Origin of the sequence: Phenylobacterium sp., assembly GCF_016793285.1 — a bacterium.
Classification (GTDB): domain Bacteria; phylum Pseudomonadota; class Alphaproteobacteria; order Caulobacterales; family Caulobacteraceae; genus Phenylobacterium.
Window position 1 is genome coordinate 1 of record NZ_JAEUMO010000043.1, and the last position, 24,101, is coordinate 24,101.

Consider the following 24,101-nt stretch of genomic DNA (forward strand, 5'->3'; position numbering starts at 1 on the left):
CACTACGGCATCGTCCTGATGGGCGGCATCGGCAAGTTCCTCTTCGCCCTGAACCTGCTCGTCATGCACCTGAACGGCTGGACGTCGTCGTTCGCCCTCCTCGTGATCGGGGGCGACTTCGTCTTCGTGAGCCTGTTCGTCCTCTACCTTGCGCGGCTCCGCCGCAACGGGGGACGGCTGCTGTAGCGGCCGGCGCACGCCGATCCTCGCGCGGCGCCGCCATCCGACGCCATGATGCGCCGACAGCGCCCCGGCGCTCCGGAGTGCGCCATGGTCGCGACGGGGCGGGCCGCAGGCCCTGGACGCGCCGTCCCTACGCCTTGATCGAGGCGATCGAGCCTTCGCGGTAGGGCGTAGCCGGGGCCGCCGGCGTCTGCGCCGGGGCCGGCGCGGCGGCCAGGGCGGCCTTGGCGGCGTCGGAAAGCCTGACCTCGTCCTGCGGTGTGGCGCGGCCGAAGAGCTGGGAGACCGCCTGGGTCCAGTCCGGCGAGTTGTTGTCGCTGCGCAGTGAGAGACGCAGCGCGGTGGCGAACTTCGGATCGTCGGCGGCCTTGGCCTGGGCGGCCTTCTGGTCGAGCGCGCCGTTGGCGCCGACGACGCCCGCCGCCTTCATGAAGCCCACGACCTGGGCCTGGGCGTCGATGTTGGCCCGCCAGGCCGAGGCGTCCGCGTACGGCTTGGCCCCGCTGCGGTCGGCGACGTTGATCGTGGTGCGGAAGAGCAGATCCCGGTCAGGCGGGGACAGGCGGTCGAAGCGGTCGGCCACCGCCTGCAGCGCCGCTCCCGGGCCGCCGGCCTGCCGCGCGGCGTTCATCGCCTGGACGAAGTCGCGGCCCAGGGCCTGGGCGCGCTGGCCGATGTCGCTGTCATAGGTGGCCTGGTCCAGCACCTTGCGGCGCTCGGGGTCGATCCCCGCCAGCCGACCGCCCGCCGACATGGCCTGCAGCGCCTGGTAGGCCTCGACCCGCTGGGCCTCGCCGGCCTTGCCGCTGACGTCGTTCACCGTGGCGGCCAGGGTGTCGAACTCGGCCATCCGCGTCGCATAGTCCGCGGACGTGACAGCGCCCACCGCCCGCACCGGGGTGACGGGGGTCGGATAGGCGGAGGTGGCGACAGACGTGACGTACATCGGGGCGGGGCAGGTCGCAGTGGAGCCTCACCCTTGCGCGCCAAGGCCTAAAGAAGTCCTGCACAGCCCTGCGACACGATCGCCGGCCCGGATTACGAAGGTTTAATCGGCCCCTCCGCATCTGAGGGTTTCCCCTCGGGTCTCTAGGCTTTGAGCGCACATCGCGCGCCCCGACCCGGCCTGCCGTTACGGCGATTTAACTGGCTCCGATCCGGCGACGTGGCGAACTCCGCGCTCGAAGGTTGAGGGCTGACCGTCACAATGTCTCTGGCGCTTGCGACACTGCTGTACGAATGGCGACGCTACAGCGCCGCCATGGTGGCGCTGGCGGTGGCCGGCCTGCTGATCCTGGCGCAGGTGGGCATGTTCACCGGCATCGTGAAGGGCGTGACCGCCACGCTCGACCGGTCCCGCGCGGACCTCATCATCATGCCGGCGAAGATGGAGAGCCTGATCAACTCGGGCGGCGGCTCGCTGCCCGCGCGTCTCCAGCCGCAGATGTACATGCACCCCGAAGTCGCCGAGGTCGCCGCCTGGGACATCGAGGGCGGCCGCTGGGTGAACCATCCCAAGGACGGCAAGAAGGCGGTCACCACCTACGTCGACGTGAACCTGGTTGATACGCGGCCGGGCGCCGTGACCCTGCCGGTCGACTTCACCGAGGAAACCCGCCGCGCGCTGATGGAGCCCTACTCGGTGGCCATCGACGAGAGCCAGCTTGGCCGCCTGGGCGTGAAGCTGGGCGACACCGCCTCGCTGAACGGCAAGACCATCCGGGTTCGGGCGATCCTCACCGGCTATCCCAACATCAACAACGCGTCGATCACCGTCTCGCGCGACACGCTGCGCCTGCTGGGCATGGTGCAGAAGAACGGCAAGACCGGCCCGCTGATGGTGCGCCTCAAGGACCCCGCCCGCGCCGAAATCGTCCGCGAGCAACTGAACGAGAGCGCCAAGGGCGCCTACCGCGCCTGGACCCGGGCCGAGCTGGCCCAGGCCAACCAGGGCGCGCTGATGAAGGAACAGATCATCGGCCTGTTCATCACCGCCACGGTGATCATCGGAGCGTTCATCGGCATAGCGATCACGTCCATGACCCTGCGCGGCGCGATCCTGTCCAGCATTAAGGAATTCGCCAGCCTGCGGGCGCTGGGCGTGCCCATGAACGCGCTGCGGGCCATCGTGCTGGAGCTGTCGCTGTGGGTGGGGGTGGCCGGCTTCATCGTCACCGCCATCCTGACCGTCGGCGTCTACCTGCTCGCCCTGAAGGGCGGCGTGCCGATGGGCTTCCCCCTCTTCTGGGACATCTTCGTCGCCATCCTCCTCCTCGTCATCGCCGGGCTCTCGGGCCTGTTCTCGATCGGCGTGCTGAAGAAGAGCCAACCTGCGGATCTGCTGCGATGAGCCTGACAAAGACCGCGATCTCGGCCAACGGCCTGTACAAGCATTTCAAGACCGGGCGCACGCACGTGGAAGTGTTGAAGCGCGTCGACTTCGACGCCCTGCACGGCGACGTGACCATGGTCATGGGCCCCTCGGGCTCGGGCAAGTCGACGCTGGTGGCGGCGCTGTCGGGCCTGTTGAAGCCCGACGAGGGCCAGGTGAACGGCATGGGTCAGGACCTGTGGAGCCTGAAGCCCGGTAAGCTGGACCGGTTCCGCCTGGACCACTGCGGCTTCATCTTCCAGGGCTTCAACCTGTTCTCGGCGCTGACCGCGCTGCAGCAGGTCGAGATCATCCTGAAGCACCAGGGCGTGCCCAGGCGGCAGGCCCGCGAGCGCGCCGCCAACGCGCTGATGGAGGTGGGCCTGGAGGCCCGGATGGGGCAGCGGCCCGCCGAGCTGTCCGGCGGCGAGAAGCAACGGGTGGCCATCGCCCGCGCGCTCGCCAAGAACCCGCGCCTGCTGTTCGCCGACGAACCCACCAGCGCGCTCGACGGCGAGAACGGCCTGATCGTGATCAAGCTGCTCCAGCGGGCCGCCAAGCAGCACGGCGCGGCCGTGATCTGCGTGACCCACGACGTGCGCCTGGAAGCCTTCGCCGACCGCGTCATCCATCTGGAAGACGGCCACATCCTCTCGGACGAGCGCGTCGACCACGCCGGCCCGCCGCCCGAGACCTTCGGCGCCCACGCGCCGCGCATCCGCCAACCCGCCCTCGTCGAGGCCTGAGGACCATGCCCGCCATCTTCCGCAACCGTTTCGTCTGGATCGCCCTGATCCTGGTCGTCCTCGCCGGCGGCGGCGGGCTCTTCATGCAGAGCCAGGCCAAGGCCAGGAAGGCGCAGGAGGCCAAGGCCGCCGCCGAGGTGAAGCCCAGCCCCTACGCCGCCATCGCCAACGGCAAGGCCGACGTGGAAGGCGGCATCATCCAGGTCGCCGCCCGCCGCGCCGGCGTGATCCGCCAGGTGCTGGTGCAGGAGGGCGAGGACGTGCGCGCCGGCCAGGTGCTGGCCCGCCTGGAGGACGACGAACCGCGCCTGGCCTCCGAGCGCGCCGCCGCCGAGGTGCGCCAGGCCCGCGCCGCCCTGGCCCTGCTGGACGTCCAGCGCTCGGCCGCGCAGCGCGAGCTGCGCCGCATGGAAGGCCTCGCGCCGTCCAACTTCGTGGCCGCCCAGAAGCTGGACCAGGCCCGCGACGGCGTGCGCGAGGCCGAGGCGCGGATCATGGCCCAGCAGGCGGTGGTGGCCACCGCCGAGGCCCGCCACAACGAGGCGCGCTACGATCAGGAACTGTCGATCATCCGCGCGCCGGCCGACGGGCGCATCGTGCGCCGCTACGCCAACCCGGGCGCCGGCGCCTCGACGCTGAACGTCTCCAACATGTTCGACCTGGAGCCGCGCGCCGGCCGCATCGTCCGCGCCGAGATCGCCGAGGGCGCCCTGCCCTACGTCGCCATCGGCCAGTCGGTGCAGATGTCGCCCGAATCCGACCCGACCAGGACCTTCGGCGGCAAGGTGCTGCGCCGCGCCGCCGTCTTCGGCGCCCGCAAGCTGCAGTCGGACGACCCCAACGAGAAGACCGACGACCGCGTCGTCGAGGTGGTGGTCGACAGCACCGGCGCGCCGTTCCTGATCGGGCAGCGCGTGCTGGTGAAGTTCGTCCGCCAGCAACAGGCCCGGGCCCCGTCGGCCGAGGCCCCGTCGGCACAAGCCGCGACTCCGCCGCAGAGCTGAGCGGGCCCTGACGCTCCCCGGGGCGGGTCCCTTCGGACTCTCCCTGCAAACCGTCCCGGGGAGCGCCTTTTTCTCACCGTCCGTCAGCTTGACGACGCCGTCCCCGGCCCGCACAACGCGCCGAATTTCGAACACCTGTTCCAAAGGGGATCCTGATGGCGGACATCCGCTTCGACGGCAAAGTGGCGATCGTGACGGGCGCGGGCGGCGGCCTGGGCCGGCAGCACGCGCTGGAGCTCGCGCGGCGCGGCGCCAAGGTGGTGGTCAACGACCTGGGCGGCTCGATGGACGGCGCGGGCGGCGGTTCGGACGCGGCCAACAAGGTCGTCGACGAGATCAAGGCCGCGGGCGGCGAAGCCATCGCCAACGGCTCGTCCGTGACCGACGACGCCGGCGTCGCCCGGATGGTCAAGGACGCCATGGACGCCTGGGGCCGGATCGACGTCCTGGTCGCGAACGCCGGCATCCTGCGCGACAAGACCTTCGCCAAGATGGAGATCCCCGACTTCGAGATCGTCCTGAACGTGCATCTGCTGGGCACGGTGAAGCCGGCCAAGGCCGTCTGGGAGATCATGCGCAACCAGAACTACGGGCGCATCGTGGTGACGACCTCGTCCAGCGGACTCTACGGCAACTTCGGCCAGTCGAACTACGGCGCGGCCAAGCTGGGCATCATCGGCTTCATGAACACGCTGAAGCTCGAGGGCCAGAAGAACAACATCCACGTCAACGCCATCAGCCCCGTCGCGGCCACCCGCATGACCGAGAACCTGGGCATGCCGCCCGAGGTGCTGGGCCTGCTGAAGCCCGAGCTGGTGACGCCGGGCGTCGTGTTCCTCTGCTCGGAGGAGGCCCCGACCGGCACGATCCTGACCGCCGGCGCCGGCGCCTTCGCCGTCTCGCGCATCGTGGAGACCGAGGGCGTGGCCATCGGCCCGAACGCCACGGTGGAGCAGGTGCGCGACAACTGGGCCAAGATCGCCGACCCGGCCGGCCAGCAGGCCTACGTCAACGGCGGCGAACAGAGCGCCAAGTTCTTCCGCAAGCTGCAGGGCGGCTGACCCTCCCCGCCGGGGGGCTGCCCCGCTCCTGAAAGGGAGGGGAGCGGCCCCTTTTCTCTTTTGTAACCCAATAACGCTTGCCCGGGGCCCGCCCGTCGCGCCTAACGTCAGGCAAAGCGTTCGGAGGGACGCACCACGGAGGAACGAGCTTGGCGTCTCAAGGCACTTCCAGCGGGTCCCAGCAGACTCTGTCGCTGCCGCTGATCCTGGCCTTCGCCAGCGCGAGCATTCCGATCCAGGCGCTGGTCCTGGCGATCAGCGTGCATCTGCCCCGCTATTTCGCGAGCCACGTCGGGCTGGAGCTGGCCGCCGTCGGCGCCGCCTTCGCGATGGTCCGGCTCATCGACATCCCGATCGACGTGATGCTCGGCACGGCGATGGACCGCACCAGAACGCGGTTCGGCCGCTACCGGGTCTGGATGCTGGCGGGCACGCCCGTGCTGATGGCCGGTTGCTGGCTGCTGCTGCAGGCCAACTCGACCACCAGCCAGCTCGGCCTCTCCGGCATCCTGCTGTTCCTCTACATCGGCTACTCGATGATGTACCTCTCGCACCTCGCCTGGGGCGGCGTGCTGGGGCCGACCTACGAGCAGCGCTCCAAGGTGTTCGGCGCGATCATCGGCCTGGGCGTGGTGGGCGCGGTCATCGTGCTCGGCATCCCGATCGTCATGGACGAGCTCGGCCACACCGACGGCGAGGGCGTGCGCGCCATGGTCTGGTTCATCATCGGGGCGACGCCGGTGACGGCGCTGCTGGTGCTGCTCAGCACGCGCGAGAAGATCACGCCCGAGACGGGAAAGGCCTTCCGGCCCGTCGACTACCTGACGCTGCTGAAGCGCGGCAACGTGCTGCGCCTGCTGGCGGCCGACCTGTGCGTGACGCTGGGCCCGGGGTGGATGGCGGCGCTCTACCTCTTCTACTTCAAGGACAGCCGCGGCTTCGACACGACCGCCGCCAACCTCCTCCTGATGATCTACATCGGCGCCGGTTTCGTCGGCGCGCCGTTCGCGGCGTGGCTGGCCAACAAGATCGGCAAGCACCGCGCCCTGATGGTGACGACCACCATCTATTCGCTGGGCCTCGTCCTCATCCCGTTCCTGCCGAAGGGGAACTTCCTGGTCTTCTCGCCCGGCATGTTCGTGGTCGGCGCCATGGCGGCCGGCTTCGGCGTGATGATCCGGGCGCTGACCGGCGACATCGCCGACGAGATCCGGCTGGACACCGGCCGCGAGTGGATGGGCCTCATGTACGCGCTCACCATCGGCACGACGAAGATCGCCTCGGGCCTCTCGGCGCTGACCTTCGTGCTGCTGGCCTACATCGGCTATCAGGCCAAGGCCGGCGCGGTGAACACCCCCCAGGCGATCCAGAGCCTGGAGCTGGTCTACATCGTGGGCCCGATCGTCTTCGTGATGATCGCCGGCGCCTGCTTCATCGGCTACAAGCTGACGCCCGAGCGGCACGCCGACATCCGCCGCCAACTGGACGAACGCGACGCGCTCAGCGAGGGCGGCGCAAGCGCCCTCGAAAGCCTGACCGGCGACACCGAACTCGTCAGCGCGAGCCGGCCTTCGTAATCCAGTGAATTCGGGGACGAACGGACGCCGGGTCCGCGCGCGGACGGGAGGACAGATGGCGAAGGCCGACGCAGGCGACACGCGGTTGCCGCTGAACCTCGCGCTCGCCTTCGCCGCCACCAGCCTGCCGCTGTACGGCCTCGGGCTGGCGATCTCGGTCCACATGCCGTCCTACTTCGCCGCCAGCCTCGGCGTCGAACTGGCGGTCGTGGGCGCGGCCTTCGGCCTGGCCCGGATGATCGACGTGCCGATCGAGCCGTTGCTCGGCCTGGCGATGGACCGCACGAGGACGCGCTGGGGACGCTACCGGTTCTGGACCATCCTCGGCGCGCCGTTCCTCATGGCCGGCCTCTTCCTGCTGCTGCAGGCCGACCGCTCGGTGGGGACGACCGGGCTCGTGGGTTTCCTGCTGGTCATGTACCTCGGCTCGTCGATGCTGCTGCTGTCGCATTCGGCCTGGGCCTCGACCCTGGCCACCTCCTACGACGACCGGGCGCGGCTCTTCGGCGTGATGACCGCCGTGGGCGTCGCCGGCGCGGTCTGCGTGATCCTGTTCCCGATCGTGGGCGAGCAGATGGGCTTCACGGAGGCGGAGGCCATCCGCGGGATGCTCTGGTATCTCATCGCGCTCACGCCGCTGGCGATCCTGGCGGTGGTCTGGCGCACGCCGGAGACGGTGATGCGCGAGGCGCCCGACGCGCGTTTCCGCCTGCGCGACTATCTCGAACTCGTCTTCGACCGGAACATGTCGCGCGTCATTGTCGCCGATCTGGCGCTGGGGATGGGTCCGGGCTGGATGGCGGCGCTCTACCTCTTCTACGCGCGCGACTTCATGGGCTTCACATCGGGCCAGGCCAACGTCCTGCTGCTGGTCTACATCGTCGCCGGGATCGTGGGCGCGCCCAGCCTGGCGTGGCTGGCGACGCGGATCGGCAAGCATCGGACGGTGATCGCCGCGGCCCTCGCCTACTCCGTCCTCCTGCTCACGTTCACCGTGCTGCCGCGCGGCAACGTCCTGGCGGCGGCGCCCTCGATGTTCCTGACCGGCTTCCTGGCCGCCAGCTTCAACGTCCTGACCCGCGCCATGACCGCCGACGTCGCCGACGAGATGCGCCTGAGGCAGGGCAAGGAGCGCGGCGGCCTGCTCTATGCGCTGACCACGCTCACCAACAAGGTCGCCGCCGGCTTCGGGATCGCGCTGACCTTCTGGGCGCTGGGACGGACCGGCTACGACCCCACGCTGGGGTCGGCCAATACGCCCGAGGCGATCCGCTCGCTGCTGGTGGTGTTCCTGGCCGGCCCGATCGCGTTCGTCGGCCTGGGCGCCCTCAGCCTGCTGGGCTACGGCCTGACGCCGGACCGGGCGGCCGAGACCCGCCGCCGCCTCGACGCGCGGGACGCGGCGCTGACCGCGGCCGCCGGCGTCGAGAGCCTGACCGGCCAGGAGCAGACCCCACCGCAGCGGACCTGACGGCTATCCGCCGACCTTGCGGGCGAGATCCAGGAAGGCCTTGGCCGCGGCGCTCTCGGTGGTCAGGGTCAAGAGCGGCCGGCCCGCGTCGCAGGCTTCCCGCAAGGGCACCTCGATGGGGATCTCGGCCAGCAGCGGCACGCCCAGCCGTTCGGCCTCGCGCCGCGCGCCGCCGGTCCCGAAGATCGGCACCTTCGCGCCCGAACTGTCGGCGAAGTAGGCCATGTTCTCGACCACGCCCAGGATCGGCGCGCCGGTCTTCTCGAACATGGCGGCGGCCCGGCGCGCGTCGATCAGCGCGATCTCCTGCGGCGTCGAGACGATCACCACGCCGTCCATCTTCAGCTTCTGGACCAGCGTCAACTGGATGTCGCCGGTGCCGGGCGGCAGGTCGAGGATCAGCACGTCCAGCGGCTCGTCCGGCGAGCCCCAGTTGGAGTTGAGCAGCGTGCGCAGCGCCGACGAGGCCATCGGGCCGCGCCAGATGTTGGCCGTGCCCGGCTCGACGATGAAGCCGATCGACATCACCTTGATACCGTGCGCCTCCATCGGATTCAGGCGCTTCTCCTCGTCGAACGTCGGGTCGCCGTCGATACCCAGCATGGTCGGCGCCGAGGGGCCGTAGATGTCGGCGTCCAGCAGGCCCACGCGCTTGCCCAGCTTCACGAGCGCGGCCGCCAGGTTCACCGAGACCGTCGACTTGCCCACGCCGCCCTTGCCGGAGGCCACGGCGATCACGCGCTTCACATGCGGCGGCTTCACCGCATCGACCATGGGGTGGAGCTGGGCCTGCGGGTCCTCGGTGACGCGCGCGCGGCGGCGACCGGGATCGGCGACCGGCGGGGCGCCGCCGCGGCGGGCGCTGACGCGCAGTTGCGGCATGGCGGGCGGCGTCGGCGCCTGGACCTCGGTGGTCAGCACCACCTGGCTGGTCTCGACGCCGTCCACCTCGGCCATCGCCGCCTCCGCCTGATCGCGGACGCGGCGGTAGAGGTCGATGTCGGCGGGCGCGACCTCCAGCATGAACGCGGCGCGGCCTTCGCGCAGGACCAGGCCGCGCACCAGCCCGGCAGCCATCAGGCCCTTCCCCGACTTCGGATCAATCACCCCGTCGAGGGCCTTCAGGATCGCCGTCCGGTCCGGACCCGCAGCTTCACTCATTGCCAGATGGTCTTGCTTCTGCGTGGGTGGGGCCCCCATATCCGGCTGACAGCGCCGGTTTACAAGCCCGTCAGGGGCTATAAGGAGCAGTGTGAGAGTAAGGTCCCGCTTGAGCACGACGCGAACCGGCTGATGCCCTGGAACGACAACGCGAACCCGGGTCCGTGGGGCAGCCCCAACAACGATGACCGCCGCGACGGGCCCAGGCGCCCGCAGGGCGGCGGCGGCGGACCGCGCCGTCCCGGCGGCCCCGACTTCAACGCCGGCTTCGACCGCCTCAGCCGGCGCGTGCGCGACCTGCTGGGCGGGCCCGGCGGCCCGCGGCCCGGCGTCGTGCCGGCGATCGTCGGCGTCGCGGTGGGCCTTTGGGCGCTGTCGGGGATCTACCAGGTCGCGCCCAACGAGGTGGGCGTCGTCACCACGTTCGGCGCCTATACCGGCCAGACCGGCCCCGGCCTGAACTACCACCTGCCCGCGCCGATCCAGGCGGTCGAGAAGGTGCCGGTGCTGGCGCTGAACCGCACCGACGTCGGCGGCGCTGGCAGCGACGACCGGGCCGCCGGCCTGATGCTCACCGGCGACGAGCAGATCGTCGACGTCAACTTCTCCGTCACCTGGCGGATCGCCGACCCGCGCGCCTTCCTGTTCGTCGTGCGCGACCCCAACGAATCCGTGACCGCGGTGGCCGAAAGCGCCATGCGCGAAGTGGTCGGCAAGACGCCGCTGCAACCGATCATCTCCACCGGCCGCGGGCAGATGCAGCAGCAGACGCGCGACGTCATGCAGCGCACGCTGGACGCCTGGGGCGCCGGCATCACGGTGGTCGAAGTGCAGATCAGCCGGGCCGGGCCGCCCGCCGAGGTCAACGACGCCTTCCGCGACGTGCAGAGCGCCGAGCAGGACAAGGACTCGTCGGTCAACGAGGCCAACACCTACCGCAACCGCGTGGTCAACGAGGCCAAGGGCGACGCGGCCAGCATCATGAACCGCGCCGAGGCCTATCGCGAGCAGGCGGTGCGCGAGGCCGCCGGCGAGGCGGCGCGCTTCAACCAGATCTACACGGAGTACCGGCGGGCGCCCGGGGTGACGCGCGACCGCCTCTACATCGAATCGATGGAGCGCATCCTGGCGCGCTCGAACAAGGTGGTGATCGACTCGAAGGGCGCGAGCGCTCCGATCATCCTGCCGCCCGACGTCTTCCGGCCGAAGACGACCGCCGCCGCGCCTCCGGCCGAGCCCGCCGCTCCGCCGGCCCCCGCACAGAAGGGCGGCCAATGAGCACGCGCAGCCTCGCCATCCTGCTCGCCGTCGGGGCCTTCCTGGTCGTGGCGTGGCAGACCCTGTTCATCGTCGACCAGCGCGAGCAGGCCATCGTGGTCAGCTTCGGCAGCCCCGTGCGCGTGGTCCATGCGCCTCGTCAGGGCGGCGCGGGCCTCAACGTGAAGGTCCCGTTCATCGAGCAGGTCATCAAGCTCGACCGGCGCAACATCGCGCTGGAATCGGACCAGGAGGAGATCGTCACGGCCGGCCAGGACCGCCTCGTGGTGGACGCCTTTATCCGCTACCGCATCTCCGACCCGCTGGCCTTCTACCGCACGCTCCGCGACGAGCGCACCGCGAACGACCGGATCGAGCGGCTGGTGAACTCCTCGCTGCGCCAGGTGCTGGGGTCGGCCTCGACCACCGACATCATCTCGGGCCGCCGCGCGCAGTTGATGCAGATCGCCCGCGCCGACGTGGCCCGCCGCGCGCAGCTCTCCGCCATGGGCATCGAGGTGGTGGACCTGCGCATCCGCCGCGTCGACCTGCCGACCCAGAACCGCGACCGGATCTTCCGCCGCATGGTGACGTCGCGCCAGCAGGTGGCGGCGCAGCTCCGGGCCGAAGGCGAGCAGGCCAAGCGCGAGATCATCGCCCAGGCCGACAAGGACGTCGCCATCACCCTGGCCACCGCCCGCGAGCAGGCCGGCCAGATCACCGGCCAGGGCGACAGCCAGCGCACGCGCATCTTCGCGCAGAGCTTCGGCAAGGACCCCAGCTTCGCGGCCTTCTTCCGCTCGATGCAGGCCTACGAGACGAGCCTCGCGAACGGCGAGACGACGCTGGTCCTGTCGCCCGACAGCGCCTTCTTCCGCTACTTCGAGCGCGGACCGACGGGCGGGGCGGCGCGGCGCTGACCGGCAAAGTCGCCGCGAGGCCCGGTTCGGGCCTTGACGGCGATGTCGGAGTCGCAACAATCAGGGACGTGTTACGCGCGTAATCGGCTGGGAGGAATTCCGATGCGTCGCCTGCCCTGGATGCTCGTCGCGCTTGCTCTGATCGCGGCCCCGGCCGCGGCCCAGCCGCGCAGCTACCTCATGGCGCCCGTGCGTCTCGCCGGCCTCGACCTCGACAGCAGCGCCGGCGAAAAGGCGATGCTGAAGCGCCTGAACGCCGCCAGCCGCGGGATGTGCGCCCAGATCCGCACGCCGCTGCTGCCGGGCGCCGAGGGCCGCGCCTGGAAGTGCCGCCGCGAGGCGGTGGCCGCCGCCAGGGCCCGCCTCGACGCCGCGGTCTGACCCCTGGCCCCGGCCGGGCCGGGGATGACGATCAGGCGAGCCAGCCCAGCACCTCGTGCAGGTCGCGGGCGATGCGCACGCAGAGCGTCTCCATCTCTTCGGTCGGGTCCAGCATGTCGGGCACCATGACCGTCATCATGCCGGCCGCCGCGGCCGCGCGGACCCCGTTGTGGCTGTCCTCGAGGGCGAGGCAGTCGGCGGGATCGACGCCCAGCGCCTCGGCCGCCTTCAGGAACGGCTCGGGATGCGGCTTGCCCCGCGTCTGCACGTCGCGGGTGATGAGGGCATCGAACCGGTCGACCAGGCTGTGCGGGCCAAGGCTCGCCTGCACGCTCTCCAGGCTCGACGAGGTGGCGATGGCGCGCGGCAGGCCGAGGCCGTCCAGGACGTCCAGGATCTCCACCGCGCCGGCCTTGAGCGCGATCCCGGCCGCCAGCTCCTCGCGGAAATGCGCGCTGACGACCGCGGACCAGGCGTCGAGGTCGAAGCCGTCGCCGAAGTGATCGACGAGGATCAGGTCGCTGGCGGCGTGCTGCAGCCCGACCATGCGCTTGAAGGTCTCGAACGGCATCTCGGTCCCGATCGCGTTCGCCGCCCGCTGCATGGCGCGGAAGACCACGGTCTCGGTGTCGACGAGCAGGCCGTCCATGTCGAACACGACGGCTTTGACGGAGCGCAGGAGAGCCATGGCGCGCTGTAGCTGAATCGGACGGGCGACGTAACGCCCCTGCCCGCCTGCGGGTCAGTCGACGACGAACTCGGTCTGCGCGTAGCCCTGGAAGTAGAGCAGCGCGGTGAGGTCGGCGTGGTCGACCTTCGCGTGGGCCTGGGCCGCGACGATGGGCTTGGCGCGATAGGCGACGCCGAGCCCGGCGGCCTGGATCATGGCGAGGTCGTTGGCCCCGTCGCCGACGGCCAGGGTCGCGGACAGGGGCGCGCCGATCTCGGCGGCCAGTTCCTGCAACGACGCGAGCTTGGCCTGCTTGCCGAGGATCGGATCGCCGACCTCGCCGGTCAGCGCGCCGTCGGCCTCGATCAGCGTGTTCGCGCGGTTCAGGTGGAAGCCCGCGGCCGCGGCCACGCGGCTGGTGAAGAAGGTGAAGCCGCCGCTGACCAGGGCGCAGCGGGCGCCGCTGGCGGCCATGGTGCGCACCATCGTCCGCGCGCCCGGATTGAGGCGCACCCGCTCGTCGTAGGCCTGCTGGAGCGCGGTGGTCGCGAGGCCCTTCAGCATGCCGACCCGCTCGCGCAGCGCGCCCTCGAAGGCCAGCTCGCCGCGCATGGCGCGCTCGGTGATCGCGCTGATCTCGGCCTTCAGGCCCGCGAAGTCGGCGAGCTCGTCGAGGCATTCCACGTCGATGATGGTGGAGTCCATGTCGGCGATCAGCAGGCGCTTCCTGCGCCCCGCCGCGGCCTGGACGCAGGCGTCGACCGGCAGGCCGTCGAGCTCGGTGGCCGCCACCGCGACCGCCGCGTCGAGATCCGCGATCAGGGGCAGGTCGTAGGCGCCCTCGCCCAGCGGCCGCGCGGCCTTGACGCCCGCGCCCGCGGCTGCGAGCGCTTGCCGCGCGCGTTCGGCGGCGAGGCGCGCGGTGGCGTCGTCGGGGCTGACGAGGGTGAGGACGAGTTCCATGACCGGCCGCATCTGGCTGATCGCCGGGCCCACCGCAAGCGGCAAGTCGGCCCTGGCGCTCACGCTGGCCGAGCGGGTCGGCGGCGAGATCGTCAATGCGGACTCCATGCAGCTCTACGCCGGCCTGCGCGTGCTGACGGCCGCGCCGTCGCCGCAGGAGACCGCGCGCGCGCCGCACCACCTGTTCGGGACGGTCGATCCGGCCGACGGCTGGTCGGTCGGCCGCTGGCTGCGCGCGGCGACGCAGGTGCTGGACGGGATCGCGGGGCGCGGCCGCGACGCCGTCGTGGTGGGCGGCACGGGCCTCTACTTCCGGGCGCTCACCAAGGGCCTTGCGGACGTCCCGGACGTCCCGGCCGAGGTGCGGGGGGAGGCCGAGGCGGACTACGCCGCGCTGGGCGAAGCGGGCTTCCGCGCGCGACTGGCCGTGCCGGACCCGGCGGCGGCGATCCGCATCGCGCCGGGCGACCGCCAGCGGCTGGTGCGGGCCTGGGAGGTCTACGCCGCCACCGGCAAGCCCCTCACCGACTGGCAGGCGGGCGGAGAGCCGGCGCTCGCCGCAGGCCGCTGGACCGCCGTCGCCCTGGAGCCGCCGCGCGCCGGGCTCTACGCCCGCTGCGACGCGCGCCTGCACGCCATGATCGCCGGCGGCGCGCTGGACGAGGTGCGCGCGCTGATGGCCCGCCGTCTCGACCCGGGCCTGCCGGCCATGAAGGCCGTCGGCGTGCGCGAACTGGCCGCGCACCTGGCCGGCGACGCCTCGCTGGAGGCCGCCGTCGCCGCCGCACAGCAGGAGACCCGCCGCTACGCGAAGCGCCAGACGACCTGGATGCGCGGGCAGATGCGCGACTGGCCCCGCATCGCGGCCGCGGAGCCCCACGAGCAGTGGAGGCAGTTTCTTGCGCTCGACCCGACCTTGACGCCCTGAGCGCGGCATGCGACACGCCCAATCCGAACTTTCGCGGAAAATCTCGTGCGCACCATTCTCGTACTCGTAGGGCGACCGTAACGGACTGACGTAGACGTCAGGACCGACCGGTCGCTCGCCCAGGCCCCCTCGCGGGCCTTTTTTATTGCCCTGAACCCAATCCCCAGGCCCTCACATGACCGCCCACCAGACGACGATCGAAGCCGAAGCCGCCACCCTCTCGGGCGCCGAGATCGTGGTCCGCGCCCTCATCGACCAGGGCGTGGAGGTGCTGTTCGGCTATCCGGGCGGCGCGGTGCTGCCGATCTACGACGCGCTGTTCGCCGAGCCGCGGCTGCAGCACGTCCTGGTCCGCCACGAGCAGGGCGCCACGCACGCCGCCGAAGGCTATGCGCGCTCGACCGGCAAGCCGGGCGTGGTCCTGGTCACCTCCGGTCCCGGCGCGACCAACGCGGTCACGGGCATCGTCGACGCCCTGATGGACTCGATCCCGATGGTCGTCATCACCGGACAGGTCGCGACCCACCTGATCGGCACCGACGCCTTCCAGGAGTGCGACACGATCGGGATCACCCGGCCCTGCACCAAGCACAACTACCTCGTGAAGGACGTCGCCGACCTGCCGCGGATCATCCACGAGGCGTTCCACATCGCGACGTCCGGCCGCCCCGGCCCCGTGGTCATCGACATCCCGAAGGACGTCCAGTTCGGCAAGGGCGCCTACCAGGGCCCGAACGAGGTCAAGCACAACCACAACTACGCCCCGCGGGTGAAGGGCGACGCCGGCAAGATCGCCGAGGCGGTGAGCCTGCTGGCCAGGGCGAAGAAGCCGATCCTCTACACCGGCGGCGGCGTCATCAACGCCGGCCCCAAGGCCTCGCTGCTGCTGCGCGAACTCGCCGAGCTGACCGGCGCACCGGTGACCTCGACGCTGATGGGCCTGGGCGCCTTCCCCGCGTCCAACCCGCAGTGGCTGGGCATGGTGGGCATGCACGGCAGCTTCGAAGCCAACAACGCCATGCACGACTGCGACGTGATGGTGGCCATCGGCGCGCGCTTCGACGACCGCGTCACGGGCCGGCTCGACGCCTTCGCGCCGACGTCGAAGAAGATCCACATCGACGTGGACGCCTCCTCCATCGGCAAGAACGTCCGCGCCGACGTCGGCATCGTGGGCGATGCGGCCAGCGTGCTCGAGGACATGATCGCCGCCTGGAAGAGCCGCAACCTCGAGGTCAGCAAGCCGGCCCTGAAGACCTGGTGGACCGAGATCGACGCCTGGCGGGCGCGCCAGTCGTTCCGCTACCGGCCCGACGCCAGGCTCATCAAGCCGCAGTACGCCATCGAGCGCCTCTACGCGCTGACCAAGGACCACGACACCTACATCACCACCGAGGTCGGCCAGCACCAGATGTGGGCGGCCCAGTTCTACCACTTCGAGCAGCCGAACCGCTGGATGACCTCGGGCGGCCTGGGCACCATGGGCTACGGCCTGCCGGCGGCGGTGGGGGTGCAGATGGCGCATCCGGACTCGCTCGTGATCGACATCGCCGGCGACGCCTCGGTGCAGATGACGATGCAGGAGATGTCGACGGCCGTTCAGTACGGCCTGCCGATCAAGATCTTCATCCTCAACAACGAGTGGATGGGGATGGTGCGCCAGTGGCAGCAACTGCTGCACGGCGAGCGCTATTCGCACTCCTACTCGGCCGCGATGCCCGACTTCGTGAAGATGGCCGAGGCCTACGGCGGCGTGGGCTTCCGCGCCGAGCATCCCGACGAACTGGACGACATGATCCGCGAGATGATCGCGGTGAAGAAGCCGGTGCTGTTCGACTGCCGCGTGACCAAGGAAGAGAACTGCTTCCCCATGATCCCGTCCGGCAAGGCGCACAACGAGATGATCATGGCCGAGGAAGCCCGCGACCTGGGCGCCATCATCGACGACGCGGGCAAGCGGCTGGTCTGAAGGGCCTAGGGGCGGGCGCCCTCGGGCGCCGGCGCCGACACCATGACGTGCTGAACGCCAAAGGCCGGCAGCGATGCCGCCAGGGAGAGCACCAGCTTCGCCTTGGGTGATCGCAACACCCAGACGCGCGCGCACCTGCGACCGTCGGCCGCCTGCGGCTCCAGCGTCGCCTGCGCCTCGGCGGCGGCCCGCTGCACCGCCCGCTCGAAGGCCGCCAGCATGTCCGCTTCCTCTGCATGGCCGACCCAGGCCGTGCAGACGCTGCGGCTTCGGCTGGTGAAGACCTTCGCTCGTGTGCTCTTGAAGACGAATTCGTAGACTGGAGAGGTGCGCAGGCCTCCACCTTGGAGTGCGAAGTCGGTCGTTTGACGCGAGGTGATCCGCGATGGGTCCGTCACCCGCGGACGTAGCCCGAGGACGTCGGTGACGCAGGCGTCGATGAACAGGTCGACGGCATCTTGCGCCCTCGGGTCAGCGGCCATGGCAGGCGGCGCGCAGAACATCGCGAGCGTGACGGCAGTGGCGACGAGGGCCCGCATCATCAGCCAAGCTTGGTACATAGCCAGGCCAGAAGCCAGTGGAGAGAAAACGGATGCACGAGGGCGGCTGTCTGTGCGGCGGGGTGCGCTATGCGGTCGAGGGTCCGCTCGCGCCGGTGCAGTTCTGCCACTGCGGGCAGTGCCGCAAGGCGCAGGGCTCGGCGTTCGGGGCCAACATGCCCGTGGCGAGCGCCGACTTCCGCCTGCTCCAGGGCGAGGACCTCCTGCGGGAACACCGCGCCTCGCCCGGCAAGCGGCGGGTGTTCTGCGGGACCTGCGGCAGCCCGATCTTCAGCCAGCGCGACGCGGCGCCGCAGACTGTGCGGCTGCGGGTCGGCACGCTGGACGGCGACGGCGGGGGGCTCGTCGTCGGCTTCCACATCCACGCCGCGTCGAAGGCCGCGTGGGACGAGATCGACGACGGACGGACGGCCTATCCTGGCGAGGCGCCGGACTGAGGCCGCGGCCTACTCCGGCCGCATCGGCGTGGACGACGGGCAGGTCAGGCTCGCCCGCAGCCCGGGGTGGTTGTCGGCGAAGGCGAGATCGCCGCCGAGTTGCCGCACCATGGCCGACATCATCCGGCTGCCGAAGCCCTCGCCCGGCGCATGCTTGCCGCGGCCGTGGTCTGCGACGACCACGCGGAGCCTGTCGTTGTGCTCGTCGAGGCTGACCTCGATCGGCCCTGCGGCGCCGTCGTAGGCATACTTGTTGGCGTTGATGACCAGTTCGGTGATCACGAGGCCCAGGCTCACGGCCCGGTCGGTCGGCACCAGCACAGGCGCGGCGTCGACGCTGATCTTGCCGGCCCACTCCGCGCCCATCGACGAGTTCATGTCGCCGATGAGGTCCTCGAGGTAGCGGCCCATGTCGACCACCTCGATCTGGTCGGCGCGATAGAGGCGGCGATGCACGAGCGCGACGGCCTGAAGCCGCCGCCGCGCCTCCTCGAACGCTTCATGCAGCTTCGGATCGCCCATGGCGCGCGACTGCAGGCCGAGGAAGCTGGAGACGAGCTGCAGGCTGTTCTGGATGCGGTGGTTCACCTCCTTCAGCAGGATCTCCTTCTGCTGAAGCAGGCCGTCCTTCTCGGCCACGGCGTCGGTCAGCCGCGCGTTCATCTCCACCTGGCGACGATGGGCGCGGGCCTCCAGCAGCGTGTCGCGCAGGCGCACCGCCGCGTCGATCTCGCCCAGCGTCCAGCGGCGCGAACGGCCATGCACCTGTTCGCGCCACGCCTCGAACGAGGCGCGCGGCGTCAGGGTCTCGCCCGGGCCCAGCGTCATCGCCTTGTGCGGATTGCCGGCCCAGTTGACCACCTGCGGCTCTTCCGCCCGGAACCAGAGGATCAGGAACGGCTCGTCCGCGGCGACCACCAGACCCAGCAGGCCGCTGGCCTCGGCGGTGAACGCCTCGGCGCCGGCGTAGTGCTCGGACAGGCGGTCGGTGGCGACCGGGTCGGCCGAGCGGCTCTGGACCCATTCGGCCAGCTTCCAGATCTCGCCCGCCGACGGGCAGACGCCGTCCTGGTGCAACTGACCGCCGCGGATCGCGGCCACGCCGTCGGCGTCCAGCATCCGGCGAAGTTCGCGTGCGCCCGCCGCCACATTGGCGTCGACGCCGCCGGCGCGGGCGAAGCGCGACGTCAGCTCGTCCTCCAGCCCCCTCAGCCGCAGGCGCTCGCGGTAGGCCTCGGCATCCTCCTTGGCGCGGATCTGCCGCGCGAGCCCGCCCGCGAGGGCGCGGGCCGCCGTGCGGATGTCGTAGGGCATCAGCTTCGGCGTGCGGTGATGGCACGCGATCAGGCCCCAGAGCAGGCCGTCCTTCACCACCGACATCGACGCCGACGCGCCGACGCCCATGTTGCGCATGTACTGCATATGCACCGGGGACACCGAGCGGAGCACGCAGTCGCTCATGTCCAGCGGCTTCGAGGCGATCCAGGCCGGGAGCAGGGGCGCGGGCGTGTAGGTCACGTCGGGGATCACGCGCACCAGGTTGCGGACGTAGAGCGACCGGGCCTGGGCGGGAATGTCCGAGCCCGGGAAGTGGTGGTTCATGAAGCTGGGCATGCCGTCGGCGAGGTCTTCGGCCAGCACGGCCCCGGCGTCGTCGTCGAGGAAGCGGTAGATCATGACCCGGTCGAACCCGGTGAGACGCCGGAACTCGATGGCCGCGCGATCGAGCAGCGCCTTGACGTTCGCAGCGCGCTCGAAGGCGGCGCCCGCGGCTTCGAGCTGGGCCAGCAGCAGCACGGCGGGCAGCGGTGCGCCGAGCGCCGGCTCGACCTCGACGATCAGTCGTTCGCCATCGAGATGGGCCGAGACGTCGAACGCCTCGCGCCCCGCGGCGAGCCGGCCGACATAGCCGCCCGCAACGCCGGAGTTGGTGGTCTGCGCCACGCGTTCGGCCAGGGGATCGCCCAGCACCTCGCCCAGCGTGCGGCCGAGCCAGGCGTCGCGGTGGAGCAGCCGCGCCACGTCGCCGGCGGCGTGGTGGATCTCCTGCGTCGTGCGGTCGGCGATCAGCATCACGCCGTGCGGCTGGATCGAGCCCGGGATGTGGATCGGCTCGGCGTCGCAGGCGCCGACGTCGACGGCGGTCAGGTCAGTCATCGCCGCCCGCCTCGCAGAGATGGCGCTCGCTGTGAGCGAAGCCCGCGACCGCGCCCGCCACCAGGCCTGCGACGTCGGCCTCGGCCTCGATCACGCCCAGGAACGCGCGCCAGCGGTCGCCGACCTCGGCGCCGTAGGGGTCGAGGAAGCTCAGGCCATGCATGTCGCCGCCGCAGCTCTCCACCTGCTTGCGGATCACCCGGCCCCCGAGGGTCGAGCCTTCCAGCACGTACATCAGGCCCAGCGCCTCGCCGACGCCCCCGACCACGATCGGCGCGGAGGGCTCGCGCGGGGCGGCGCCCAGGTCGGCGAGGTCGCCCGCCAGCCGGCCCGACCGGCGGCGGGCGTCGAAGTCGAGCCCGTCGACGCCGACAAGGAACGGCGCCAGCGCCTGTTCGGCCGCCGTGTGCAGCGCATGGAAGCGCGCGACGAGTTCGCGGCGGCCCTCGGGCGTCGCGATGCGGTTCAGGATGTCGATGCGGGTTTCCAGCCGCGCGTGATGCGCATGGGTAGCGTCGCGCAGGCGACGGTGCGTGTCGCTTATCATCTCGAATCTTGTCGCGGCGTCCCGACTGTAAGATAGGGGCCCAAAAGCCCCGCTTCTGTACGATACTCGACAGAGGCCGTTCGGTTCCAACCACGTTTCACGATTTCTCGATGAGTCGAACGACGCCCGCCACGCTCGCCCTCGACCGCGCCGGCATCGCCTACACGCTGGCCGCCTACGACTATGACCCCGGGGCCGAACGCGTGGGGTTGCAGGCGGCCGAAGCGCTGGGCGCGCCGGCTGGCGAGGTCCTGAAGACGCTGATGGTGCGCGCCGACGGCAGGCCGGCGTGCGTGGTGCTGGCTTCGGACCGCGAGGTGGCGATGAAGAAGCTGGCCGCCGCCCTCGGCGCGAAGTCGGCCGAGATGATGAAGCCCGCCGACGCCGAGCGGATGACGGGCTACCGCGTCGGCGGCGTCAGTCCCTTCGGCCAGAAGCGGCCGGCGCCGACCGTCGTCGACGCCGATGCGGCGGCGCTCGCTCAGGCGTTCGTGAACGCCGGCCAGCGGGGCCTCCAGGCGCGCCTCGCCCCGGCCGACCTCGTGCGCGTGCTCAGCGCGACGGTCGCGGCCGTCACCTGAACGCGCCGGCCGGCCGGGAGGGCCTAGCGCGACGCCCCGAGCCGGGCCATGACCTCGGCCGGGATGCGGTAGCGCTGGACCAGCGCGTGATGGTCGGTCAGGTCGCACGCCTCGTGCTGCACCACCAGCCGCCAGACCGCCCTCGCCGCCGCGTCCAGCAGCGGCTGGCGGTCCACGGATTCGCCGCCGCCGGCGTCGAAATCGCGCAGCGCCCGCAGGCTCTGCTCGACGTCGCGCTCGGTGTGGCCGAGGGCGCAGTCGATCTCCTCCAGGAGGTCGAACTTCAGGTGGGCCTCGCCGCTGTCGACATGGGCAGGTTCGGCAAGGTGCTGAGGCAGTCTGAGTGCGGACATGCCGCCTCCTTGGCTCTCAAGTGATCACCTGAGCGCACCATAGCACCGTGGCGGGAGGCGCGGCGAACGCTCCCGCTCTTTTGAACGGCCGGGAACGGCCGCCGGACGGGTCAGGTCTTGACGCGCGGAACGCCCATGAAGTCGCGCTTGCCCAGCGGCGCGCCCCGGGCCCGCAGCACGTCGTAGCCGGTGGTGGCGTGGAAGTAGAAGTTGGGCAGCGAGAACGAGAGCAGGAAGTCGCCGCCGCGGAAGGGCATCTGGCGCGGGCCGAGCTCGAAGACCAGGTCCTGGTCCTCGAGCGCGTTCACCTCGTTCGGGGTCAGCGCCGAGAGTTCGGCGACGGCGTCGGCCACCATCTTCTGCAGACCGGCGTAGTCGGACCCGGCGTCCCAGTTCGGCGGACGGAATACGCCGGCCTTCACCCCGGCGATGGCGCCGCGGGCGTGGTGGACCGTGGAGATCACCTGGCTGCGCAGCGGCCACTGGTCGTCGCAGAGGCGGGCCTCGACCAGGTCCTCGGGGTCCCTGCCGGCCTCGACCGCGTGGGCGCGGGCCTTCTCCAGATAGCCGGCGACGGCCGGCAGGATCTGCAGGAACGTGCGCACGGAGGCGTCGTAGAGCGTGATGGCCATGTCGGTGTCTCCCCTCGTTGGGGCCGTTCTAGCAGGCCTTCCGCAAGGGCGCCGAGCGTCAGCGTGCGCCGAGGCGGGCCAGGACTTCGCGCGGGATGCCGTAGTGCGCGATGACGGCGTTGCGGTCGCGCAGGCCCATGATCTCGCGCTGGACGAAGAAGCCCCAGACGGCGTCGGCCGCGGCCCTCAGGACCGCAGGCCGCCCCTCGCCGCCCGGATGGGCGCGCAGCGCGGCCAACGCCGCCTCGACCTTGCGTCCGGCCCGGCCCAGCGAGTGCGCCTGCTCCTCCAGCAGCTCGTAGCGCAGCACCGCCTCCCCGGTCTCGACCTTGAGCCGGGTGGCGAGCGACTGGGGCATGCGAAGCGAGGACATGGCCGCCCATGTTGGCGGGCCATCCGGGCTTGGCAAGGGCGCGGGCCGCGCAGCCTCAGGGCTCGGGGCGGCGCACAGCCTGGACGTTCAGGTGGTCGGGCCTCTGGCCGGTGATCTTGTATAGCAGGAGCCAGCCATGGATCGCCGCGGCGACGGGGCCGGGTATCGGCAGGCCGGCGAACCATCTGGAGACCGTCGAGCGGTCGACGTCCAACGCTTCGGCGAGACGGGACATCCAGCCCCGCTCGCCGAAGAGAAGGATCGCCGCGCGACGGAGCTCTTCGGCCGTCATGCGCCGCCTTGTGACACGAGTCCCTCGGACTCGCGGACGTAGCTCAGCACGGCCTCGGAGAAGCCGTCGATGTGGGTCCACCTGCCGTAGCCCACACCGTTCCGGGCGCTGGCGACGTTGACCATGTAGGCCTTCGCCGCCTTCGGATCCGGAACCCTGTCGTGCGACTGCTCGTCGGTGATGACGATCAGCCGGTCGTGCGCCAGGCGGTTCACCTGCTCGACGGCCTTGCCGAGCAGGGTCCCGCCATGCGGCTGCGACCGGACCACCGCATCCACCCCGGCCATGCCCCGGCGCGCCGGGACCTCCACCACCTGCTCCGAGAAGGTGAAGACCCGCACGTCGCCCGGGATGACGGACGCCAGCGTCGCCGCCGCGTCCATCCGGGTCAGGTCCGACCTGGCCGACAGCTTCCAGTCCATCGAACCCGAAACGTCGACCAGCACGAGGGTGCGGCCGTCGAACACCGGGCCCTCAAGGACCGTCTCCATCAGCGCCTCGTCCAGCCAGCGCTCGAACCGCGGGGCGGCGCGCGCGGCGGCCACGTAGCGGAACGGGAGCACGCGCTGCGCGCCCCGGCGGGCCAGGATGGCCTCGGTGACGAGGGCCTCGTCGACGCCGGCCTGATCCATGTTGCGGAGGTTCCGCAGCAAGGCCAGGTAGCCCAGCTTCCGCTCGGCCAACAGGCGTTCGAACGTGGCCTTCCTGTCGGCGCCGCCCGATAGGGCGACCTCCCAGGTGTCCGGAGACACCAGGGTGCGGTCGGCCACGCCCCTCCACAGCGCCGCCTGCGCCTCGTCGGCCGGCCTGGCGTGGACCAGGAACAGCACGTCGCGCAGCTTCACCGGGCCGTCGCGGTCGTACTTCGCCAGTTGGTAGGCGTCGAACTTCGCGAAGGCGGCGGCGAGGCCCCGCTTCATCTGCTTGGAGAGCGGCCGCTTGCCGTTCCGCCAGTAGATGGCCAGGAGCTCGGTCATGTCGTCGGCGCGCTGGATCACGCGTTCGAGGGTCGGCGCGACCAGCGGCCCACCATGGCGGATCAGCCCCACGAGCAGCATCAGCGGCGCGTGGCGCAGGTTGAAGCGCTCGCGCGCCTCCACCGCCAGGTCGGCGAGGACCTGCGGGGCGACTTCCATCGCGAGCGCCGCGATGCGGTCGGCGATGGTCTGGCCGTCCTCGTAGAACTCGGTCTCCCAGAGCAGGCACGACAGCACCGAGCGGCGCAGAGCCTGCTCGGCGGTCAGCACCGCGGTCGGGGCGCCCTCATGGGTGCGCGGGCGCTGCGCAAAGATGTTCAGACGCATGGCGGCGCCTCCTCTGACTTGTCACTCGAAGACCGGATCGGGGAACGGGCGAGAACGCCTAGCCCTGCCTCCGGCCCCGAGGGGCCTTCAGTCAGGGTGCAGGACTCGAACCCGCCAGGCCTTGCAGCCGCACCATCGAAGGAATCGTCCTCTGCGCCACCGATCCGGATCGCCGGCGCCCGAGGGCGCCAACGGCGCCTTCT

The 24,101-nt window shown here is 71.0% G+C and carries 26 protein-coding genes; 14 read left to right on the forward strand and 12 right to left on the reverse strand.

Annotated features, from left to right (window positions below; all coding sequences use genetic code 11):
- Positions 1-186, forward strand: a 186-nt coding sequence (locus JNL41_RS04765; protein WP_293473126.1) for a hypothetical protein, incomplete at its 5' end; no start/stop codon positions are given.
- Between the two features lie 127 nt (positions 187-313).
- On the opposite strand, the gene JNL41_RS04770 is transcribed toward JNL41_RS04765, so the two are convergent.
- On the reverse strand, positions 314-1,129 hold the full coding sequence (locus tag JNL41_RS04770) for a hypothetical protein (RefSeq protein WP_293473127.1): 816 nt from the start codon (positions 1,127-1,129) through the stop codon (positions 314-316).
- 261 nt (positions 1,130-1,390) lie between these two features.
- Between JNL41_RS04770 and JNL41_RS04775 the strand changes: the two genes are divergently transcribed.
- From JNL41_RS04775 to JNL41_RS04800, 6 genes are all read left to right on the forward strand, one after another.
- Positions 1,391-2,533 carry an ABC transporter permease gene (locus JNL41_RS04775; RefSeq protein ID WP_293473128.1) on the forward strand — a complete coding sequence of 381 codons (1,143 nt, stop codon included), beginning with the start codon at positions 1,391-1,393 and terminating at the stop codon, positions 2,531-2,533.
- The gene (locus JNL41_RS04780) at positions 2,530-3,300 is read left to right on the forward strand and encodes an ABC transporter ATP-binding protein (protein WP_293473129.1); all 771 of its coding nucleotides are present in this window, start codon (positions 2,530-2,532) and stop codon (positions 3,298-3,300) included. The genes JNL41_RS04775 and JNL41_RS04780 overlap by 4 nt, the downstream gene beginning before the upstream one ends.
- Positions 3,301-3,305: 5 nt before the next feature.
- Positions 3,306-4,304, forward strand: a complete 999-nt coding sequence (locus tag JNL41_RS04785) for an HlyD family efflux transporter periplasmic adaptor subunit (protein ID WP_293473130.1) — start codon at positions 3,306-3,308, stop codon at positions 4,302-4,304.
- Positions 4,305-4,459: 155 nt separating this feature from the next.
- Positions 4,460-5,365, forward strand: coding sequence for an SDR family NAD(P)-dependent oxidoreductase (locus tag JNL41_RS04790; protein ID WP_293473131.1), 906 nt, complete (start codon positions 4,460-4,462; stop codon positions 5,363-5,365).
- A gap of 149 nt (positions 5,366-5,514) precedes the next feature.
- Entirely contained in the window at positions 5,515-6,942 is a 1,428-nt protein-coding gene (locus JNL41_RS04795; protein ID WP_293473132.1) for an MFS transporter, read from the forward strand.
- Positions 6,943-6,997: 55 nt separating this feature from the next.
- On the forward strand, positions 6,998-8,413 hold the full coding sequence (locus JNL41_RS04800; protein ID WP_293473133.1) for an MFS transporter: 1,416 nt from the start codon (positions 6,998-7,000) through the stop codon (positions 8,411-8,413).
- A 3-nt stretch (positions 8,414-8,416) separates the two neighbouring features.
- Here the strand turns inward: JNL41_RS04800 and JNL41_RS04805 are convergent, their stop codons facing one another.
- Positions 8,417-9,574 (reverse strand): Mrp/NBP35 family ATP-binding protein, encoded by a 1,158-nt coding sequence (locus JNL41_RS04805; RefSeq protein ID WP_293473134.1) that lies wholly within the window; start codon positions 9,572-9,574, stop codon positions 8,417-8,419.
- Between the two features lie 132 nt (positions 9,575-9,706).
- Here JNL41_RS04805 and hflK point away from each other — a divergent pair, with 132 nt between their 5' ends.
- The 3 genes from hflK to JNL41_RS04820 all read left to right on the forward strand — a co-directional run bounded on the left by hflK (position 9,707) and on the right by JNL41_RS04820 (position 12,132).
- Entirely contained in the window at positions 9,707-10,852 is a 1,146-nt protein-coding gene (gene hflK / locus JNL41_RS04810; protein ID WP_293473135.1) for an FtsH protease activity modulator HflK, read from the forward strand.
- Positions 10,849-11,751 (forward strand): protease modulator HflC, encoded by a 903-nt coding sequence (locus tag JNL41_RS04815; RefSeq protein WP_293473136.1) that lies wholly within the window; start codon positions 10,849-10,851, stop codon positions 11,749-11,751. The genes hflK and JNL41_RS04815 overlap by 4 nt, the downstream gene beginning before the upstream one ends.
- A gap of 102 nt (positions 11,752-11,853) precedes the next feature.
- Positions 11,854-12,132 (forward strand): UrcA family protein, encoded by a 279-nt coding sequence (locus JNL41_RS04820; protein ID WP_293473137.1) that lies wholly within the window; start codon positions 11,854-11,856, stop codon positions 12,130-12,132.
- Between the two features lie 31 nt (positions 12,133-12,163).
- Here the strand turns inward: JNL41_RS04820 and JNL41_RS04825 are convergent, their stop codons facing one another.
- Together JNL41_RS04825 and serB are read right to left on the reverse strand one after the other, a co-directional pair.
- Entirely contained in the window at positions 12,164-12,820 is a 657-nt protein-coding gene (locus JNL41_RS04825) for an HAD family phosphatase (protein WP_293473138.1), read from the reverse strand.
- A gap of 54 nt (positions 12,821-12,874) precedes the next feature.
- Positions 12,875-13,765: a phosphoserine phosphatase SerB gene (gene serB, locus JNL41_RS04830; RefSeq protein WP_293473139.1), complete on the reverse strand. Its 891-nt coding sequence runs from the start codon at positions 13,763-13,765 to the stop codon at positions 12,875-12,877.
- On the opposite strand from serB, the gene miaA reads away from it, so the two are divergent.
- Together miaA and JNL41_RS04840 are read left to right on the forward strand one after the other, a co-directional pair.
- On the forward strand, positions 13,764-14,693 hold the full coding sequence (gene miaA, locus JNL41_RS04835; protein ID WP_293473140.1) for a tRNA (adenosine(37)-N6)-dimethylallyltransferase MiaA: 930 nt from the start codon (positions 13,764-13,766) through the stop codon (positions 14,691-14,693). The two genes, serB and miaA, sit on opposite strands and share 2 nt — an antisense overlap.
- Positions 14,694-14,868: 175 nt before the next feature.
- Positions 14,869-16,662 carry an acetolactate synthase 3 large subunit gene (locus JNL41_RS04840; RefSeq protein WP_293473141.1) on the forward strand — a complete coding sequence of 598 codons (1,794 nt, stop codon included), beginning with the start codon at positions 14,869-14,871 and terminating at the stop codon, positions 16,660-16,662.
- Between the two features lie 5 nt (positions 16,663-16,667).
- Here JNL41_RS04840 and JNL41_RS04845 read toward each other — a convergent pair whose 3' ends face one another.
- Positions 16,668-17,204 (reverse strand): hypothetical protein, encoded by a 537-nt coding sequence (locus JNL41_RS04845; RefSeq protein ID WP_293473142.1) that lies wholly within the window; start codon positions 17,202-17,204, stop codon positions 16,668-16,670.
- A 50-nt stretch (positions 17,205-17,254) separates the two neighbouring features.
- Between JNL41_RS04845 and JNL41_RS04850 the strand changes: the two genes are divergently transcribed.
- Complete coding sequence (locus JNL41_RS04850) at positions 17,255-17,659, forward strand: GFA family protein (RefSeq protein ID WP_293473143.1); 405 nt, start codon at positions 17,255-17,257, stop codon at positions 17,657-17,659.
- Between the two features lie 9 nt (positions 17,660-17,668).
- Here the strand turns inward: JNL41_RS04850 and JNL41_RS04855 are convergent, their stop codons facing one another.
- Entirely contained in the window at positions 17,669-19,816 is a 2,148-nt protein-coding gene (locus tag JNL41_RS04855) for a histidine kinase dimerization/phosphoacceptor domain -containing protein (RefSeq protein ID WP_293473144.1), read from the reverse strand.
- On the reverse strand, positions 19,809-20,363 hold the full coding sequence (locus JNL41_RS04860; protein ID WP_293473145.1) for a biliverdin-producing heme oxygenase: 555 nt from the start codon (positions 20,361-20,363) through the stop codon (positions 19,809-19,811). Before JNL41_RS04860 ends, JNL41_RS04855 begins: the two co-directional genes overlap by 8 nt.
- Before the next feature lie 110 nt (positions 20,364-20,473).
- Between JNL41_RS04860 and ybaK the strand changes: the two genes are divergently transcribed.
- The gene (gene ybaK / locus JNL41_RS04865) at positions 20,474-20,944 is read left to right on the forward strand and encodes a Cys-tRNA(Pro) deacylase (protein ID WP_293473146.1); all 471 of its coding nucleotides are present in this window, start codon (positions 20,474-20,476) and stop codon (positions 20,942-20,944) included.
- A gap of 23 nt (positions 20,945-20,967) precedes the next feature.
- Here ybaK and JNL41_RS04870 read toward each other — a convergent pair whose 3' ends face one another.
- The 5 genes from JNL41_RS04870 to JNL41_RS04890 form a co-directional block, all read right to left on the reverse strand.
- A complete protein-coding gene (locus tag JNL41_RS04870) occupies positions 20,968-21,297 on the reverse strand; it encodes a DUF6665 family protein (RefSeq protein ID WP_293473147.1) in 330 nt (109 codons plus the stop codon).
- 110 nt (positions 21,298-21,407) lie between these two features.
- Positions 21,408-21,929, reverse strand: a complete 522-nt coding sequence (locus JNL41_RS04875) for a DUF1993 domain-containing protein (protein ID WP_293473148.1) — start codon at positions 21,927-21,929, stop codon at positions 21,408-21,410.
- Between the two features lie 58 nt (positions 21,930-21,987).
- The gene (locus tag JNL41_RS04880) at positions 21,988-22,302 is read right to left on the reverse strand and encodes a DUF6665 family protein (RefSeq protein WP_293473149.1); all 315 of its coding nucleotides are present in this window, start codon (positions 22,300-22,302) and stop codon (positions 21,988-21,990) included.
- A 55-nt stretch (positions 22,303-22,357) separates the two neighbouring features.
- A complete protein-coding gene (locus JNL41_RS04885; RefSeq protein WP_293473150.1) occupies positions 22,358-22,594 on the reverse strand; it encodes a helix-turn-helix domain-containing protein in 237 nt (78 codons plus the stop codon).
- Positions 22,591-23,898, reverse strand: coding sequence for a TROVE domain-containing protein (locus JNL41_RS04890; RefSeq protein WP_293473151.1), 1,308 nt, complete (start codon positions 23,896-23,898; stop codon positions 22,591-22,593). The genes JNL41_RS04885 and JNL41_RS04890 overlap by 4 nt, the downstream gene beginning before the upstream one ends.
- Between the last annotated feature and the right edge of the window lie 203 nt (positions 23,899-24,101).